Source organism: Streptosporangium sp. NPDC023825 (assembly GCF_040639575.1).
Lineage (GTDB): Bacteria > Actinomycetota > Actinomycetes > Streptosporangiales > Streptosporangiaceae > Streptosporangium.
Genome location: NZ_JBFAAE010000076.1, coordinates 1 through 17,430, shown reverse-complemented (window position 1 = coordinate 17,430; position 17,430 = coordinate 1). Strand labels below are relative to the sequence as shown.

The window sequence follows — 17,430 nt, the reverse complement described above, 5'->3', positions numbered from 1 at the left end:
TGCCACCCGCATGCACGAGACCCGCAACCTGTCCCGCGCCGTCGTCAAGACGCCCCCGTTTCCCCGGAGAGACAACCCCATGCCCAGCAAGTCCACCCGCCTCATCTTCGCAGTCCTCGCGAGCGGGGCGGGCGTGTTCTCCATGCTGCAGTCACTGATCGCGCCGGCTCTGCCGACTATCCAACACGCACTGCACACCTCCCAATCCACCGCCACCTGGGTAATGACGGCCTACCTGCTGTCCGCCTCGGTGTGCACCCCGATCATCGGCCGGGTCGGCGACCTGGCCGGCAAGAAGCGCACCCTCGTCGCAGTCCTGCTGACCGTCCTCGCCGGCTGTCTGCTCGCCGCCCTCGCTCCGAACGTCGGCGTCTTGATCATCGCCCGCATCATTCAGGGCGCCGGAGGCGCGGTGTTCCCACTGTCCTTCGGCATCATCCGCGACCAGTTCGAACCCGGCAGGGTCAGCGGCAGCATCAGCAACCTGTCCGCCGTGATCGCCGCCGGCGGCGGCGTCGGCATAGTCGCTGCCGGTCCGATCGTGGCCGGGCTCGACTACCGCTGGCTGTTCTGGTTTCCCGTCGTCATCGTCGCCGTCACCGCCCTGCTAGCCCTGCGCTATGTCCCCGAGTCGCCCCGACGGGCGAAGGGACGGGTCAGCTGGTCCGGCGCGGTGCTGCTGTCCGGATGGCTGGTCGCGCTGCTCCTGCCGGTCAGCCGCGGCAGCCGGTGGGGCTGGAGCTCCGCTGCTGTGATCGCGCTGTTCGCCGCGGCCGTCGTGCTCTTCGCCCTGTGGCTGTTCGCGGAGTCCCACTCCCGCAGCCCGCTGATCGACCTGCGCATCATGCGCGTGCGGTCCGTGTGGACCACGAACGCCGCCGCTCTGCTGTTCGGCGCAGGCCTGTCTTCGGTCTGGTCGTTCCTGCCCGGCTTCGTACAGACACCCCGCTCCGCCGGCTACGGATTCGGCGCCAGCGTCACCACGTCCGGACTGCTCATGCTGCCCATGCTGATCGCGATGTTCGTCGCCGGTGTGGTCAGCGGACGCCTGGAACCCAAGGTCGGCGCCAAACGCCTGCTGATCTCGGGGGCCGTCTCCGCCGCGGTCGCCTGCGCCATCCTCGCCCTGTGGCACACCCAGCAGTGGCAGATCGCCGTCGCGGCGGGCGTTTTCGGCCTCGGCGTCGGTCTCGCCTTCGCATCCATGGCCAACCTCATCGTCGGCGGCGTACCTGCCGAGCAGACCGGCGCCGCGACCGGCATGAACGCCAACCTCCGCTCCATCGGCGGCGCCATCGGAACCGCGATCACCAGCCTCCTGGTCACCAGCCACCTCCAGCCCTCCGGCCTGCCGTACGACTCCAGCTACACCCACAGCTTCTCCGCGCTGACCCTCCTCCTGCTCGGAGCCGCCCTCGCCGCCGCCCTCGCCCCGGCCCGCAAAGCCGTCCGTACGCCCCACCTCCAGCCGACTCCCGCCGCCGCAGAGTAAACAGGGACCACCCAGGGCTGAGCGGCCCCGACATAGGCCGCGTGCGACTCCCGACGGAGGTACTGTGCGTTGGGTGACGGTTTCAGGCAGGCCGTGACGGCCGGTGGTCGTGCTCCGTCCCTCACAGCCGCGCCCACCAGTACAAGGGCTTTGGAGGGGATACGCGCTACCGCGCGTATCCCCTCCAAAGCCCATCAGGGCGGGAGATCAGGGCGGGGGTGATGACCTGAGTTTCCTGACGAAGCGGGCGGCGGCGCGGTGGCTCATGCCGGTCTCGCCGCGAACCAGGAAGACGGCCTGGTCGAACTGGTCGGAGGCCTTGAGTTCCAGGAGCCGTTCGACGAGTTCGGGGCCGATTCCCCCGCCGACCAGGGCGTTTCTGGGGCGTTGTGCCACCCGTACCGCGAAGACGATCAGGGCGATGACCGCCACCAGGACGACCGCCGTCAGGAGGAGGATGACGATCGGGTTCGACATGGGCTGAGCGTACCGCCGCGAAGCCGCCGAACGGGGGATGTTATCGCCGCATCTGGTACAGATGCGGTGATCTGCTGCAGGCCATACTCGATCGGGTTTTCCGCCTCCGGGGCGGCCGGGCAGGTCTCCCAGGCCGAACCGGTCTCTCGGGCCGGGCCGGGCCGGTCGCTCAGGCCGCCCCGCGCAGCAGGAGCATGGCGTAGGCGGCGATCGAGTTACTGTCGGTGATGGCACCCTTCCGGATCATCCGCTCGAACTCGGCTCGCGACACCCAGTCCTGGCGCATGTCCTGTTCGGTGTGCTCGCGCTCGTGGGCGCCGGCGGTCAGGCCGGTGGCGAGGAAGATGTCGTAGTTCTGGCCCGTCGTGCCGTGCGCGTTGTCCAGGCGCCCCAGGTGGGTCATCGAGGTGGCTCGCAGCCCGGTCTCCTGGGTCAGCTCGGCATGGGCGGTGAACAGGGGTGAGGGGCTGTCCTTCACCCCGCCCTGGGGGAAGTTCCAGGTGCGGCGCCCCACCGGGTAGCGGTACTCCTCCACCAGGTGGAACCCGTCGTTCTCCATGGGCATGACGATGGCGAAGTCCGGCACGTCCACGACGCCGTAGATGCCGTGGGAGCCGTCGGGGCGCTCGATGCGGTCCTCGCGCACGCTGATCCACGGGTTGGTGTAGACGACCATGGAGTCGAGGGTGCGGATCGTCGGTCCGGATACGTCGGTCATGCGCGGAGCCTACTGAGCGGGCCGGGGCCGGGCGGGGTGAACGGCTGGACGCCGGTCACCGCGGTGACCGGCAGCGGCCCGTAGATGTGCGGGAACGCCTCGGGCGAGTCACCGGGCACCTCCTCCATGCGGACGTCGAGCCCGGCGGGGTCGACGCTCAGCAGCACCAGGGGGTCGGTGACGTCGCGGTAGAAGCGCTCCACGACGCCGCGCAGCTGCTCGTGGTCGGCGCAGGCGTGGATGAAGCCGACGTCGTCGAGGGTGCGTCCGATCGTGGAGACGCGGTACTCCCCCGCCCGCCGGGCGGCCTCCCAGTCGGAGGCCAGGGCGAGATGCAGAATGGTCATCGGATGACATGCTGCCCTGCCCGCGCCCGTTGTTCAACCGGGGACGTCCTGGGCGGCCCCGCCCGGATCCGCGGTCACCGGAGACGAAGTGTCTGCGGTGACCGCGGATCGTGATCGGCGTTCAGGGGGTGCCGAACCAGCCGGTGAGCGCTTCGCGCAGCGCGGGCGCGGCGGTGTCGGCGGGTTCGTCGACGGTCGCGGCCCAGGCGATGTGGGCGTCCGGGCGGATCAGCAGGGCGTCTGCCGGCCGCTGATCGGTTTTGGCGGTGTGGATGCCGACCCGGTGGCGCCAGGCCTCGGCGGCTCGGCACAGGTCGGGACGGTCGGCGAGGACGAGGAGGATGGGCCGTGCGGGGTGCATGAGTTCGGCCACGCCGGTGATGCCCTGGTCGGTGTGCAGGGTGAGGTCGGGGGCGAAGGTGCCGGCCAGCGGGTGGTGGCCGGCACCGGGCATCGGGTAGCGGATGTCGCTGCCGGCGACCAGCGCGCCCATCCGGCGCAACGGCTGCTCGTCGGCGAGCAGCTCCTGGAACACCTCCCGCAGCGCTTCGGCGGCCGCGTCGTGCCCGCGCCGCAGGGCCACCTGCGCGCGGGTGTGCAACATGGTGCGGGCGCCGGCGAGGTGGCGCTCGCCGTGGTAGGTGTCCAGCAGGCCGGCCGGCGCCCAGCCGTACAGGTCGGCGGCCAGCTTCCAGGCCAGGTTGACCGCGTCCAGCATGCCCGCGTTGAGCGCCACCCCGGTGGCGGGGAACAGATGCGCCGCGTCACCGGCCAGCAGGATCCGGCCGTGGCGGTAGCGGTCGGCCTGGCGGGCCTTGAAGGTGAACCGCGACAACCGGAGCGCCTCTCCCACCGGCAGCCGCACGCCGAGCACCCGGCGGATGCTGTCCTGGAGCTCGGACACGGTCATCGGGGTGTCGTCGTCGTACTCGGCGCTCTCGTCCTCGACGGTGTAGAGCGAGACGGCCTGGGAGCCGGGTGACGCTCCGATGCCGAAGAGACCGTGGTCGGTCCGGGTGAAACCCGGCCGGATCGTGCCGAAACCGGGGACGTCGAGGCCGCCGTCGCCGAGCACGGTCACCGCGTCGGGCAGGGTGACCTGGGCCAGCCGGTTGACCTCCGGATAGGTGGTGCCGGGGAAGCCGATGCCCGCCCGGTCACGGACCCGGCTGCGTGCTCCGTCGCATCCCACGAGGTAGCGGGCGATCACCTGGTACGGTCCCTCGGGGCCGCGCACGTCCACGGTCACCGCGGCGTCGTCCTGGCTCACCCCGGTCACCTCATGGCCGCGGCGCAGGTCGACACCGACTTCGCCGGCGCGCTCCTCGAGCAGCCGCTCGAGCGGCTGCTGCGGCAGCGGCAGGGCGTGCAGCGGGGGGTCGGCCAGCCGGGTGAAGTCCAGATGCACGCCGCCGAACGGGAACCGGGGAGCCGGGACAGGGCCGGTGCAGGCCGCCTCGAAGCGTTCCAGCAGGCCTCGGTAGCGCAGCAGCTCAAGGATCTGCCCGCCCAGGCCCCCGGCCTTGGGGGTGTCCCGGCGGTGGGGCTGACGCTCCAGCACCAGCGGTCGCACCCCGGCCAGGCGCAGTTCGGCGGCCAGCATGAGCCCGGCCGGGCCGGCGCCCACGATGACCACATCGGCGTCCGTCATCGGCCGCTCCTCTCGCGGGTTCTCGTCGTGTCCAGGCCCCTCCACCTCGTGATACCGGCCCGGCGTGGCCGGGGTGGGATCGTCATGCCTCATGTCGAGGGTCTTCCAATCGTGTCGTTCGATCCCGGGCGTCTGCCTCGGATCATCAGTGAAGGTACAGCGGGTTTCGGGCACGCCGGCCACGGAGGCCCGTCCGAGGACCCGTCGGGTGACGGCGTGAGAGCCGCCGTCGCGGTCGGCGAGGGGGCGCCGGCCGTGCGGCGGGCGGGCTCGTCGTGGTCACACGGTCACGTACGGCGGCGCCACTCTGCCCGCCTTGAGCTCCAGGTGGGAGCCGGTGAAGGCGGCCCGCATGCGCCGGTCGTGGGTGACGATGACGAGCGCACCCCCGTAACCGGCCAGAGCGTTCTCCACGTCGTCGATCAGGTCCGGGGACAGATGGTTGGTGGGTTCGTCCAGGAGCAGCAGGTCGGCCGGTTCGCTGACCATGCGGGCGAGTTCGAGCCTGCGGCGCAGGCCGGGAGACAGCGCCCTGACCGGCGAGGCGAGATGGGCGGCGCGGAACAGCCCGAGCGCGAGCAGCGCATCGGCGTGCTCGGCCGGATCTCCCGGTCGCCCCGCCGCGAACGCCTCCAGGACCGTGCCCTCGCCGTGCACCAGGCCGTCCTGCTGACGCAGATGGCCCACCCGGGGCACCCGGCGGACCGTGCCGGTGTCGGGGGTGAGTTCCCCGGCCAGGACGCGCAGGAGCGTGGTCTTCCCGGAGCCGTTGTCGCCGATCACACCGACCTTGTCGCCGGGCCTGACCGTGAGCGAGACCTCGTTGAGCACGATCTTGTCGTCATACCGCTTGGTGACGCCGGACAGGGCGAGCTGGGTGTCGGATGAGGGATGACCGATGCGCATATAAGCGTTCTCCTGAGGTTGACATGACCGCGTGGACGGTCGCCGCCGGAGCCGGCGGCTCGGCGGTTCCGGTGCCGGAAAGGCCGGCGTTGACGCCGGTCCGCCGGTCAACCGGCGGTTTCGGGGGCGGGTACGGCGTGTTCGGCGGCGCGGCTGACCTGCTCCCAGGCGGCCCAGGTCTCCATCCGCCGCCGGGAGATGTCGAAGGCCAGGTCGTAGACCGTGCTGCCGAGCAGCAGCCGCAGCGGCGGGTCCTCACTGTCGACCAGCTTCAGCAGCGCCTCGGCGGCCAGACGCGGCTCGCTGTCGATCGAGCCCTCGGCCCACTGCTTTTCCAGCTCGGCGCGCAACGGGCCGTACTCCGCCGAAGGTGACGTCGTCGTCATGCTGGCGTACAGGTCGGTCCAGTAGCCGCCGGGCTGGACGATGCTGAGCTTGACGCCGAACGGCGCGGCCTCCATCGCCAGTGCCTCGCTCATGCCCTCCAGCGCGAACTTGCTCGCGCTGTACATCCCGGTGCTCGGGAAGCCGCCCAGGGCGGCGATGCTGGAGACCTGCACGATGTGGCCGGATGCCTGGGCACGCAGGTGCGGCAGGACGGCCTGGCAGACCCACATCGCCCCGAAGAGGTTGACCTCCAGCTGGGCGCGTGCCTCGGCCTCGGTGAACTCCTCGACCATGCCCGAGGACATGGTCCCGGCGTTGTTCACCACGATGTCGAGCCGGCCGAAGTGCTCGACGGCGGTGTTCACGGCGGTGAACACCGCGCCGCGGTCGGTCACGTCCAGGGGAAGGACAAGGAGCCGATCTCCGTACCGGTCGTCGAAGTCCTGTCGCGTGACGGTGCGGGCGGCGGCGGCCACCCGATCGCCGCGCTCCAGCGCGGCGAGGGTGAAGGCACGTCCCAGGCCGCGGCCGGCTCCCGTGACGAACCAGGTGCGGGAGGAGACGGTGTCCGGGGTGCGCATATGCGGAGCTCCGATCGGTTGCGCGTGCTCTAACGAGACGATCCGTATCGTCTTGATGCCGTGACGGTACCGGCTCCTCTTCTCCGAGTCAAGACGTATCGTCTCGCCTAGTTCACGTGCCGGGTCCCCGGCGTGACGACACAGCGCGAGCCCCTCTCCACCGCGACCCGCCGGAACGCGGCCTCCCGGCGTGCGGTCAGGCTCGGGCCGGCGTGGTGGCGGCCGGAGTGCGGGCGGGTTCGAAGAGTTCGACGAGGTTGCCGGCGGGGTCGGTGAGCGGGATCCGGCGTCCGCCGGGGCCGGCGACGGCCCCCGCCTTGTCAGCCGGGGCCGGGCGGGGGCGGTTCAGGACCGGGCGCGCCACTCGCGCCGCAGGATGGCGTAGACGAGCTCGCTGGTCCACTCGCCCTTGACGATCTCGTTGTCGACGAGGTGGGCCTCGCGGCGCATGCCGAGTTTCTCCAGCACCCGGGCCGAGGCCTCGTTGCGGGCGTCCAGGCGGCCGACGATGCGGTGCAGGCCCAGGCCGTCGAAGCCGAGTTCCAGCATGACCCGGGCGGCCTCGGTGGCGTATCCCCTGCCGTGGTGGCCGGGGTGGAAGACGTAGCCGATCTCGCCGGCGCGCTGTGAGCGGCTGTGCCAGACGAGGAGGACGTCACCGAGCAGCTCGCCGGTGGCGGCCAGCTCCACCGCCAGGGTGAGGGACTGTCCCTCCTCCAGCAGCGCCGTCTCGCCGATCTTTCTTTCCAGCGCCTCGCGGGTCTGCTCGCGGTCGCGCGGCTCCCAGTACAGGTAGCGGGCGACCTGGGGCAGGCGGTGGATGGCGTACAGGCCGTCGAGGTCGGCCGGGGTGTAGGGCCGCAGGATCAGGCGGTCGGTCCGGATGGGGTAGGAAGGCTTCAGCACCGGGCCAGGCTAGGTCGTCCGCCGCGTGGCGGGCGAGCCATTATCGGCGGCCCGGGGCGGGGGTCAGTGGGCGCCTCCGGCCAGGTTGAGCACCACGACACCGCCGATGATCAGGACGATGCCCGCGATCTTGGCGAAGCTGATCGTCTCACCGAGGAAGAGCACGCCGATGGCGGCGATGATCGCGGTGCCCGCCCCGGCCCAGACCGCGTAGGCGGTGCCGACCTCCATCTGCAGCTTGAGCGCCTGGGCCAGCAGGACGAACGCGGCGATGTAGCCGGCGACGACGAGGACCGTCCAGCCCTTGTGGGCGAACCCGTCGCTCAGCTTGAGGGCGGTGGTCGCCACGATCTCGGCGATGATCGCCCCGGCCAGTACCAACCACGCCATGATTCCCCCACTCCCCCAAAAACGGGCATAAACGTATCATTTTTCGTTGATCGGGGATGGCCGGGCCCCCGGCGGCGAGACCGTCCGGCGCCACGACCTGCCCGGCTTGCGAGCGGTGTCGAAAGCGTGTTCCACTGGGCCGCATGCCATGGGACGCGCCCGCCCTGCTCGACGCGCCGCCCGACGTCAGGCCGCGCATCGAGCGCTCCGCGCTGACCAGGGTCCACGGGGCCCTGACCTGCTACGAGGTGCAGGCGCGCACCGCGCTGGACCGCGTTCCCGAGGGCTGGGCGGTGAGCCCCTACCGGGGGTGCGCCCAGGCCTGCCGTTACTGCTCGGTGCGCCGGGGGCACCGCTACCTGGGGCTGAACGCCGAAGGCGACTTCGACTCCCGGATCGTGGTGCGCACCAACATCGTGCGGAGGCTTCGCGCGGAGCTGGGATCGCGCTGGGACGGCGAGCACGTCACCGTGGGGGTGGGGGGCGACTGCTACCAGGGCGTCGAGGAGGTCTACCGGCTGATGCCCGGCCTGGTCACCGCGTTGCGCGAGGCCGGGGCGCCGTTCACCGTGTTCACCAAGAGCCGGTTGATCCTGCGTGACGCCGATCTGCTGGCCGCCACCCCGGGGGCCGGGGTGGTGGTCTCGATCGCCTTCGTCGACGACCGGATCCGCCGCAGCGTGGAGCCCGGTGCCCCCAGCGCGCAAAAGCGCCTGGAGCTGGTGGCCGAGCTGAACGAGCGGGGGGTGGCGTGCGGGGTGGCGATGGCGCCGATCCTGCCGCTGCTGACCGACTCCCCCGACCAGCTCGCGGCCACGGTGCGCCGCGTCGCCGACGCCGGGGCCGTCAGCCTCGTCCCGCACGTGCTGCGACTGCCCCCCGGTGCCCGTGAGTGGTATCTCGCCTGGCTGGGCGAGCACCATCCGGCCCTGGCGCCTCGCTACGCCGAGCTGTACGGCAGGGGCGCCGACGCCGAGCCCGGCTACGTGCGCGGCCTGACGGGCCAGGTGTCGCGGCTGGCCGCCCGCTACGGGATGGGCCCGACGCGGCCCGAGCAGCCCCTGCCGCTGGCCCTGCCCCGGCAGGCACAGCTCGCTCTCCTCTGAGAACGGCGATTCTCCAAGAAGGGCCGACAAGCAGCAAAAAGAATCTTTGTCCTGATTGTGGCGTTCGGCGTCGTGCTCCGGGGAGGGCACAGCGAGTACGGGCCCGCTCGCCGGGCGGGCGGGCAACGCCGACGGACGGGGAGGATCATGGGGAAGACGATCTCGCCGGGCAGGAACCGGCGGCCGGCGCGGACGCGCCGCGGCTTCACGGAGAACCCCGACGGAAGCTACGCCACCCCGGGACGCGGCCTGGAGGTCCTGGACAACCCGCTGCTGAACAAGGGCACGGCCTTCACCCCGGCCGAACGCGAGGAGCTGGGCCTGAACGGGCTCCTGCCGGCGGCGGTCGAGACGCTGGAGGAGCAGGCGCGCCGTGCGTACACGCAGTATCTGGCGCAGCCGGGCGACCTGCGCAAGAACATCTACCTGACGGCGCTGCAGGATCGCAACGAGGTGTTGTTCTACCGGCTGCTGAGCGATCACCTGTCCGAGATGCTGCCGGTCGTCTACGACCCGACGATCGCCCAGGCGATCGAGGGCTACAGCCACGAGTACCGCCGCCCCCAGGGCCTCTACCTGTCGGTCGACGACGCGGCGGGCATCGAGCGGGCCTTCGCCAACCTGGGCCCGGGACCCGACGACGTCGACCTGATCGTCGCCTCCGACGCCGAGGAGATCCTCGGCATCGGCGACTGGGGCGTGGGCGGCGGCGCGGGCATCGCCGTCGGCAAGCTGGCCGTCTACACCGCCGCCGCCGGGATCGACCCCGCCCGGGCCCTCGCCGTGGCGCTGGACGTCGGCACCGACAACGAGAGACTGCTCAACGACCCCTTCTACATCGGCAACCGGCACTCGCGGGTGCGGGGGCGGCGCTACGACGACTTCATCGACGCCTACGTCTCGGCGGCCACCGCCCGCTTCCCCGGGGCGATGCTGCACTGGGAGGACTTCGGCCCCTCCAACGCCCGGCGCATCCTGGAGCGCTACACCGGCCGCCTGCCCACCTTCAACGACGACATGCAGGGCACCGGCGCGATCGTGCTGGCGGCCATGCTGGGCGCCGCCCGCGTCTCGGGCACGCCCATGCGCGACCAGAGGATCGTCGTCCTCGGCGCCGGCACGGCGGGCATCGGGATCGCCGACCAGCTGCGCGACGCGATGGTGCGCGACGGCCTGGACCCCCGGGAGGCCACCCGGCGGATCTGGGCGGTCGACAGGCAGGGCCTGCTGACCGACGACATGTCGGGCCTGCGGGACTTCCAGGCCCCCTACGCCCGCCCGGCCTCGGAGGTCACCGGCTGGCTCAGGGACGCCAGGGAGGACGGGATCGGCCTGGCCGAGGTCGTCGGCCGCGTCCACCCGACCATGCTGCTGGGCACCTCCACCGCGCACGGCGCCTTCACCGAGGAGATCGTGCGCGCCATGGCCGCCGCCGTCGAGCGGCCCGTCATCTTCCCCATCTCCAACCCGACCAGCCGCATCGAGGCGATGCCCGAGGACCTGATCCGCTGGACCGGCGGCCGCGCCCTGGTCACCACCGGCATCCCGGTCGCCCCCGTCACCCACGACGGCCTCACCCACGTCATCGGCCAGGCCAACAACGCCCTGCTGTATCCGGGGCTGGGACTGGGGGTGATCGTCTCACGCGCCCGGCGGATCAGCGACGGCATGCTCCAGGCCGCGGCCGAGGCGGTCGGCTCGATGGCCGACGTCGCCGAGGGCGCTGCCCCCGGCGCCTCGCTGCTGCCCCCGGTCGGCGACCTGCGGGAGGTCTCGGCCACCGTCGCCGTCGCGGTCGCCCGCCAGGCCGCCGCCGAGGGCCTGGCCCGCGTGGACCTGCCCGACCCCGTGCAGCAGGTCCAGGACGCGATGTGGCAGCCGCGCTACCGGCCGGTCAGGGGGACCTGACGGTGGCCGCCCGCCGCCCGCGCCGCGAGGAGGCCGCGCCTATCTCATCGAGGGCGTCCGGCTCGACACCGCCAGGCTGGAGGACAACGTCGACCGGTCGCTCATGATGGTCACCGCGCCCAGCCCGGCCATCGGCTACGACGAGGCCGCGCGCATCGCCCACCGCGCGCTGCGCGAGGACCTGGCCCGCCAGTAGGAGTGGAACGGTGAACCGGGTTTGGTGTCACATCTGTTGACGCTGTGCGGGATGATGATCGACGGCGGCCCGTCGTGATCTGTGGCGGGAGTCGCTGACCAGCCGATCTCTACAGGAGAGGTTCCTGACGGCCCTGCCGGCGATGATGGCGGAGCAGCGTGCGAAGGCGTTGGCGAGGGCGGCCGAGGCGCGTACGGCGCGGCGTGCGCTGTTGGCGGAGGTGGCTGGCGGCGCGGTGAGTGTGGCGGAGGTGTTCCAGCGCCGCGGACAGGATCTGGTCGGCAGGACCCGGGTGGTTCAGGTGCTGCGGGCTGTTCCCGGGTATGGGCCGGCCAGGGTCGCGGCGCTGATGGCCACCTGCGGGGTGGCGGAGAAACAGCGTGTTGGCGCGCTGAACGACCAGCAGCGCGAGCGACTCTTGCGAGCTTTGATCAGCTGACCAGTGCCGGGACTGATCGTCTGCGCTATCGGAGCTCCGCGCCCGGGTGAGGTTGCCTCTGCAGGCGCTGGCGAAGTTCGGCCTGCTGCGTCGTCAGCGCCTGGCCCGGGCGTCGGATGCGGGCCGGGCGGGGTCGGGGGATGTCTTCGCCGTGCAGGAGGGCGAAGTCGGCGTGCGCCGTCTCGACGGCTTCGGGGTAGGCCCGGGCCTTCTCATGCTCGGCGAGGGCCCGGTAGATGCTGGCCAGCGACGGGTTCTGGCCCTTGCGTTTGCCGGTCGGGATGATCAGGTCCTGGCGGACATCCTCGACGCGTTCCCCGGCGGCCTTGCGGCGCAGCACGGTGTGCAGCATGTCGTCGGTGATCACGGCGGGGCGGCCGCCGTACTTGCCCTGGCGGGCGGCGGCGTCCAGGCCCTCCAGGGTGGCTTCGCGGATGGCTTCGCGTTCGGTCTCGGCCATCGCAGCGAAGAACGCGAACAGCATCCTGCCGGGCCCGGCAGGGTCGTAGATGCCGACGAGCGGCCCGGCGAGCATCTCCAGCACCAGGCCGTGCGCGGTCAGGTGGTCGGCCAGCGCGGTCAGCTCGGCGGCGTCGCGGCCCAGCCGCTTCATCTCATACACCGTCAGGATGACCCGGCAGTGCGGGGCGTGTGCCTTGATCTGCCGGGCCAACGCGAGCGCCGCCTCGAACTGCGGACGGACCTTCACCCGGGTCGAGATCTTCTCGGCGAAGATCTTCTCGCGGCCGATGCCGTGCGCGGCCAGCGCGTCCAGTTGGGACTGCAGTTCCTGGGTGAGCGCGGAGCAGCGGGCGTAGCCGATCCGGATGTCGGCCGACGGCCCATCGTCATGGAGCGGGGCGGGCGGTGGTGTTCCCGGCCGCCACGGCTGGCCTGGGTTCCGGTTGGCGGGGGTCGGCACGCGCAGCAGCTTGGCCAGCCGGGGCACCTTGGTGAAGCGGCCGGTGTGGTAGGTGCCGACCACCGCGCCCGAACGCGACCGGCACGGCGAACCGGGTGCGACGGAGCATCGCGGACACGGGTGACGCTCGACCTCATCAGCCTCACGGGTGCGTTCTGGGCTGATGGCGGACAACGGGGCGGATTCGGTTTGTTCGCGGGGTTCCGGGGCCTCGGCCATGCCTCAGACGCTCTCACAAACATTTCCCGCAATCCGAGGATCGGCCCACTTGCACGAGAACGAGTTCTGAGAAGAAGTCAACCCCTCCGGAGGCCTGAACCGGCTCACCGAGCCCGCCTGGTGATCTTCTCCGGCAATCGCACGTTTCCGAGAAGAGATTGTGGAAGGCATGGCTGGCCTACCTGGAGGTTCGGCGGCAGGAACCACTGCGGAGTCAATGTCGCCAGGGTCTGGCGGTGTGAAACCAGAACTGCGGCGGGAGATGATCAGGGCTAGGCTATTATGTAAACGCATCCGTATGCGTTTATGAAATGAGGTGGCCGGATGCTGAAGACCCTGAGCAAGATCGGGTTACTCGTTTCTGCCCTCGCGGTCGGCACTGTCTGGTTGGTCGTCCTGCGATTGAAGGACGTGCCGGTGCCGCTGCTGGCGGCCTATGGGCTGCTGCTGACTGGATTGGTGGTGGGGCTGCTGTGGCCGAGTGTGCTCGGCCGGCGAGCCACGCGGCGCCGGGTGCTGGCGTTCCTCGGGGTTCCGGTCGGCCTAGGTACGCTGGGGCTCTACCTGGCGGTCGTCTACTACGTCACGGACCTGCCGGTGCTGCTCGCCCTGGCCGCTGCGGGATGCCTGGCATGGGCGGCGGCCTCCGTCCTGCGCGGACGCCGGGCGGCGGCCGGCCGGGGCGGTCGGCAGAGCAGGCGGGCCTTCCTGGCGGGGGGCGCGGGGCTGACGCTGGCCGTGCTGAGCGGGCTGTCCGTCGACCGGGTGGATCGGCAGCGCCGGGAGGTGCTGGCGCGGGGCGAGCAGGAGCGGCAGGCGGCCGTGCGCGCCGCGGGCGCGCGGCGGCGGATCGCCGACGACATCGTGCGGGTGTTCCCGATTCACACTGGCGACACCATCGTCACCTACGGCCAGTTCTACGGCGGTCTGGACGGCTGGGAAGGGGTGAACGGCTACCTGCGCACCCTGGTCGACAAGACGCAGATCGCGGTACCCGTCTACGCCTACCTCATCGACCACCCCCGGCACGGCCTCATGCTGGTCGACACCGGCGTCAACTGGGAACAGGCCCACGATCACGACGGGTACTACGACCACAACCATATGGTCTCGCGCCTGCTGACCCAGCGCGACGAGTACCAGATGACCCCCGGGCAGGATCTGCGGGTCCACTTGGCCCGGCTCGGCTACGACGCCAAGGAGATCACCACCGTGTTCCTCACGCACGTCCACGACGATCACGCCGGAGGGCTGCGCTACCTGCCCCAGGCGACGGTGGTGCTGGACCGCCGCGACTGGGACCACGGCGTGCTCTACCCTTACTCCTTCGACCTGGTCAAGAGCAACCTCTCCTTCCCCGCCTTCGGCTCCGGCGCCTTCGGCGCCTTCCCCGACAGCCAGGACCACTTCGGCGACGGCAGCCTCATCCTGCTGCCCACCCCCGGCCACTCACCCGGCCACATGTGCGTGCTGCTGCACCTGGACACCGGCAGCGTGCTGTTCGTGGGCGACACCCTTTACACCCTGCCCCACCTGGCCGTCGAGCAGGTCCGCCAGACGACCCTCGGCGGCGCCGACACCATCCACCAGATCGAGGCCGCCCGGCGCATCCAGAACCTGCTGGCCTCCGACCCCGGCACCGTGCCGCTGTTCGCTCACGACAACACCCGCTACCAGTTCGACCTGGTCACCTCCGCGTTCGCCAACGGGGTCCCCGGCGAAGCGGGGCTGCTGGAGCTGCGCACGCACATGCAGACCGCCCTCACCCCCGACTGGCGGCTGCAGGCTGGGCACACCCCCCGCTTCGTTCCGCCGGCGTCCGGCACGGGAGTGGGGCGGGTGGAGTTCCGATGACCTCTCCGCGGCGCACCAGGGGCAGGCCGCGCGACCCCGAGGCCGACGAGGCGATCATGCAGGCGGCGCTGGAGCTGTTCGTGGAACGCGGCCTAGAGGGCGCGAACTTCGAGCAGATCGCCAAGCGCGCCGGCGTGGCCAAGGTCACCATCTACCGGCGCTGGTCGTCGAAGGAGGAACTGCTCACCCAGGCGATCGAGCAGGCCCGCACCCTCGCCCCCGAGGCCGACATCTGGGCCACCACCGACGCCGCGGCGCAGCCGGTCGACCAGCGGCTCATGGACTCCTGGGTGCACACCTTCGGCGACGCCCGCTTCCGGGCGATCCTCGCCCAGCTCATCGGCTCCAGCGTCACCCAGCCGTCGCTCCTTGCCACCTACCGCGAACAGTACATCCAGCCCCGCCGCCAGCTGATCCACACCGCGCTGGAGCGCGCCCGCCGCGACGGGCTACTGGCTGAGGACGCCGACCTTGACACCGTGATCGACATGGTCGTCGGCGCGGCCATGTACCGCATGCTCATCGATCCGGACACACCAGCCGACCCCGCCGTCACGCGCCAGTACCTGGAGGCCGTCCTCCATCAGGCCGACCGGCTGCTGCGACGCCCCGGCGCGCAGCATCGACAGGAAGAGGGACAAGAACCCGCATGAGCGGATACATCGACGTCCAACAGCACATGATCCCCGCCGACTACGCACGCTGGCTGCGCGGGAACGGGGTGCACGCTCCCGGCGGCCGCGAGCTGCCCGAATGGAGCCCGTCGCTGGCGCTGGAGCTGATGGACCGCCAGGGCATCGCCGCCGCGATCCTGTCCGTCAGCACGCCCGGCGTGCATCTGGGCGACGGCGCCGACGCCTCAGCCATGGCGCGCGCCATGAACGAGTTCGGCGCCGGGCTGGCCGAGGCCTACCCGGGCAGGTTCGGGCTGTTCGCCACGCTCACCCTGCCCGACGTGGACGCCGCCGTGGCCGAGGCGGCGTACGCGCTGGACGACCTGGCCGCCGACGGGGTGATCCTGCTGGCCAACAGCCGTGGCCTCTACCTGGGCGACCCAGCCCTGGACCCGCTCATGACGACGCTGGACGACCGCGCCGCCGTGGTCCTCGTGCACCCCGCCGACCTGCCCGGACCGGCCGTTCCGAGCATCCCGCCCTTCGCCGCCGACTTCCTGCTCGACACCACTCGCGCCGCCTTCAACCTGGTGCGCCGCGATGTGGCGCGGCGCTTCCCACACATCAGGTTCATCCTGGCGCACGCCGGCGGCTTCGTTCCGTACGCGGCGCACCGCTTGGCCCTGGCCGTCTTCGCCGAGACCGGCCGGGACCTGAACCAGATCCTGGACGACTTCGCCGGCTTCTACTTCGACACCGCCCTGTCCGCCAGCCCGGCCGCGCTGCCCTCGCTGCTCGCCTTCGCCAAACCGGGACATGTGCTGTACGCCAGCGACTGGCCCTTCGCCCCCGAACCCGCCGTTGCCTACTTCAACGGCCACCTCCAAGATCCCGCCCAGGACACCACCGACATCGGCCACCGCAACGCCCGACTGCTTTTCCCCCGCCTGTCTGAGGCCAGACGCTGACCTCCGCTAGGGTTGCCAGCACGACACTCAGTCACATCACCTTCGTCGACGTGGCTGGCCGGCCAAGCGCTAACCGACTTAAGCTCAGAGAGCGGTTCGCGAGTTGACGTCCCTTTCGCCGCTGAGATTGGGTGAGACGAGCTGGTCGGAGACTCGTCGACGGACTACGGGCGCGGCTGAGCGAACAAGCCCGGCTCGGTCTCGATGAGGATGCCGCGGCTGACCAGACGTTTGAGCTTGGAACGGATGTTCTCGGTGTTCTTCGACACGATGGACAGGTCCGGGGCCTCGCACAGGTCACGGGCGCGCAAGGGCCGATCGGCATCGGCGAAGACAGTCAGGATCTGCTGGTAGGCAGGATGGCTGGGCAGCGCGGGCGGCGGTGCAGCCGGTCGGGCGTCGTCTTCGTCGGCCAGCGCGAGGAGGGTCTTGCGGGTGATCCGCAGATGCTCGATCGCCTCGCCGAGCTCGCCCAAACGTGCGCTCAGAGCGTCGATCTCCGCCTGGACCTGCTCGATCTGGCACGTCAATACCTGCTCGCGAGCGTCGATCTTGTCCAGTAGCCACGTGCCGGGATCGGACGGGGTCACCGTGAGCCTGTTCACGTCGACCGCCACGACGGCGCGGGCGCACGGGTCAACCGGCGAGACATCACGTCGGTCATCGCCCGATACACCCGCGACTCGGACGTGGCCGGCAGGTGCTCGTAATCGCAGACCAAGCGCCGATGCGGCATCAAGGTGCCGTAGGTCTGCTCGACGGTCCACCGTGTCGGCTGGGGGACGAATCCCTTGCCTGTCCGGTTGCGTTCGACGATCTCCACGTCGATCCCCAGAGCGGCTCCATGGGCGATGACCGTGTTCTTGAACCCCTGGTCGGCCAGCGCCTTCGTTACCGTGCCGTCGGTCCGCGCGGCGAGGCGGTCCAGCAGAGCCGTTCCCGCGGTGTTCTCGTGCGCTGATGCGGCGAGCACCACCGCCGCGATGACCAGTCCGAACGTGTCCACGGCCAGGCCGCGTTTGCGTCCCGGGACCTTCTTGGCCACGTCCTTGCCGGTCGTGGTGGCCGGGACGCCGGCTGCGGCGTGGACGCTCTGGGTGTCCAGCACGACCAGGCTTGGATCGGCCTTTCGCCCTTTGCTCTCTTGCAGATACCAGCGCAGCAGGTCGTGGATCACCTGGTCGGTGCCGTCGTTGCGCCACTTGGCGAAGTAGTAGTACGTCGCGCTCTTGGGCGGCAGGTCATGCGGCAGGTACGTCCATTGGACGCCGGTTCGTCCCTGGTAGCGGATCGCGTTGACGATCTCGCGCATCGCGTGGTTGCCCTCGTGGCCGCTGACCGACGGGTGC

At 70.9% G+C, this 17,430-nt stretch carries 18 protein-coding genes; 7 read left to right on the top strand and 11 right to left on the bottom strand.

Annotated elements, in window-relative coordinates; genetic code table 11:
• Positions 1-10 precede the first annotated feature (10 nt).
• The gene (locus tag AB0G15_RS38575; protein ID WP_362850132.1) at positions 11-1,492 is read left to right on the top strand and encodes an MFS transporter; all 1,482 of its coding nucleotides are present in this window, start codon (positions 11-13) and stop codon (positions 1,490-1,492) included.
• Between the two features lie 207 nt (positions 1,493-1,699).
• On the opposite strand, the gene AB0G15_RS38570 is transcribed toward AB0G15_RS38575, so the two are convergent.
• The 8 genes from AB0G15_RS38570 to AB0G15_RS38535 all read right to left on the bottom strand — a co-directional run bounded on the left by AB0G15_RS38570 (position 1,700) and on the right by AB0G15_RS38535 (position 7,855).
• Positions 1,700-1,969: a hypothetical protein gene (locus AB0G15_RS38570; RefSeq protein WP_362850129.1), complete on the bottom strand. Its 270-nt coding sequence runs from the start codon at positions 1,967-1,969 to the stop codon at positions 1,700-1,702.
• Positions 1,970-2,138: 169 nt separating this feature from the next.
• Positions 2,139-2,687, bottom strand: a complete 549-nt coding sequence (locus AB0G15_RS38565) for an NUDIX hydrolase (protein ID WP_362850126.1) — start codon at positions 2,685-2,687, stop codon at positions 2,139-2,141.
• Complete coding sequence (locus tag AB0G15_RS38560) at positions 2,684-3,034, bottom strand: DUF952 domain-containing protein (RefSeq protein WP_362850123.1); 351 nt, start codon at positions 3,032-3,034, stop codon at positions 2,684-2,686. The genes AB0G15_RS38565 and AB0G15_RS38560 overlap by 4 nt, the downstream gene beginning before the upstream one ends.
• A gap of 121 nt (positions 3,035-3,155) precedes the next feature.
• Positions 3,156-4,685: an FAD-dependent monooxygenase gene (locus AB0G15_RS38555; RefSeq protein ID WP_362850120.1), complete on the bottom strand. Its 1,530-nt coding sequence runs from the start codon at positions 4,683-4,685 to the stop codon at positions 3,156-3,158.
• Positions 4,686-4,964: 279 nt separating this feature from the next.
• Complete coding sequence (locus AB0G15_RS38550) at positions 4,965-5,591, bottom strand: ATP-binding cassette domain-containing protein (RefSeq protein ID WP_362850117.1); 627 nt, start codon at positions 5,589-5,591, stop codon at positions 4,965-4,967.
• A gap of 107 nt (positions 5,592-5,698) precedes the next feature.
• Positions 5,699-6,559 carry an SDR family oxidoreductase gene (locus tag AB0G15_RS38545; protein ID WP_362850114.1) on the bottom strand — a complete coding sequence of 287 codons (861 nt, stop codon included), beginning with the start codon at positions 6,557-6,559 and terminating at the stop codon, positions 5,699-5,701.
• A 345-nt stretch (positions 6,560-6,904) separates the two neighbouring features.
• Positions 6,905-7,465, bottom strand: a complete 561-nt coding sequence (locus AB0G15_RS38540; RefSeq protein WP_362850110.1) for a GNAT family N-acetyltransferase — start codon at positions 7,463-7,465, stop codon at positions 6,905-6,907.
• Between the two features lie 63 nt (positions 7,466-7,528).
• Complete coding sequence (locus AB0G15_RS38535; protein WP_362850107.1) at positions 7,529-7,855, bottom strand: multidrug efflux SMR transporter; 327 nt, start codon at positions 7,853-7,855, stop codon at positions 7,529-7,531.
• 143 nt (positions 7,856-7,998) lie between these two features.
• Between AB0G15_RS38535 and AB0G15_RS38530 the strand changes: the two genes are divergently transcribed.
• From AB0G15_RS38530 to mihF, 3 genes are all read left to right on the top strand, one after another.
• On the top strand, positions 7,999-8,961 hold the full coding sequence (locus AB0G15_RS38530; protein ID WP_362850105.1) for a radical SAM protein: 963 nt from the start codon (positions 7,999-8,001) through the stop codon (positions 8,959-8,961).
• A gap of 147 nt (positions 8,962-9,108) precedes the next feature.
• A complete protein-coding gene (locus AB0G15_RS38525) occupies positions 9,109-10,869 on the top strand; it encodes an NAD-dependent malic enzyme (RefSeq protein WP_362850102.1) in 1,761 nt (586 codons plus the stop codon).
• A gap of 338 nt (positions 10,870-11,207) precedes the next feature.
• Positions 11,208-11,504, top strand: coding sequence for an integration host factor, actinobacterial type (mihF, locus tag AB0G15_RS38520; RefSeq protein WP_362850099.1), 297 nt, complete (start codon positions 11,208-11,210; stop codon positions 11,502-11,504).
• A 25-nt stretch (positions 11,505-11,529) separates the two neighbouring features.
• On the opposite strand, the gene AB0G15_RS38515 is transcribed toward mihF, so the two are convergent.
• Positions 11,530-12,489: a recombinase family protein gene (locus AB0G15_RS38515; protein WP_362850097.1), complete on the bottom strand. Its 960-nt coding sequence runs from the start codon at positions 12,487-12,489 to the stop codon at positions 11,530-11,532.
• 480 nt (positions 12,490-12,969) lie between these two features.
• Between AB0G15_RS38515 and AB0G15_RS38510 the strand changes: the two genes are divergently transcribed.
• Genes AB0G15_RS38510 through AB0G15_RS38500 form a run of 3 tightly spaced genes read left to right on the top strand, consistent with a single transcriptional unit; the run spans position 12,970 to position 16,081 of the window.
• Entirely contained in the window at positions 12,970-14,499 is a 1,530-nt protein-coding gene (locus AB0G15_RS38510) for an N-acyl homoserine lactonase family protein (protein ID WP_362850094.1), read from the top strand.
• Positions 14,496-15,152, top strand: a complete 657-nt coding sequence (locus AB0G15_RS38505) for a TetR/AcrR family transcriptional regulator (RefSeq protein ID WP_362697968.1) — start codon at positions 14,496-14,498, stop codon at positions 15,150-15,152. Before AB0G15_RS38510 ends, AB0G15_RS38505 begins: the two co-directional genes overlap by 4 nt.
• Positions 15,149-16,081, top strand: coding sequence for an amidohydrolase family protein (locus AB0G15_RS38500; RefSeq protein ID WP_362850092.1), 933 nt, complete (start codon positions 15,149-15,151; stop codon positions 16,079-16,081). The genes AB0G15_RS38505 and AB0G15_RS38500 overlap by 4 nt, the downstream gene beginning before the upstream one ends.
• A 164-nt stretch (positions 16,082-16,245) precedes the next feature.
• On the opposite strand, the gene AB0G15_RS38495 is transcribed toward AB0G15_RS38500, so the two are convergent.
• Positions 16,246-16,698 carry a hypothetical protein gene (locus tag AB0G15_RS38495; RefSeq protein WP_362850090.1) on the bottom strand — a complete coding sequence of 151 codons (453 nt, stop codon included), beginning with the start codon at positions 16,696-16,698 and terminating at the stop codon, positions 16,246-16,248.
• Positions 16,683-17,430 (bottom strand): IS5 family transposase (locus AB0G15_RS38490; RefSeq protein WP_362850088.1); only part of this gene is annotated, 748 nt, incomplete at its 5' end. The genes AB0G15_RS38490 and AB0G15_RS38495, both read right to left, overlap by 16 nt.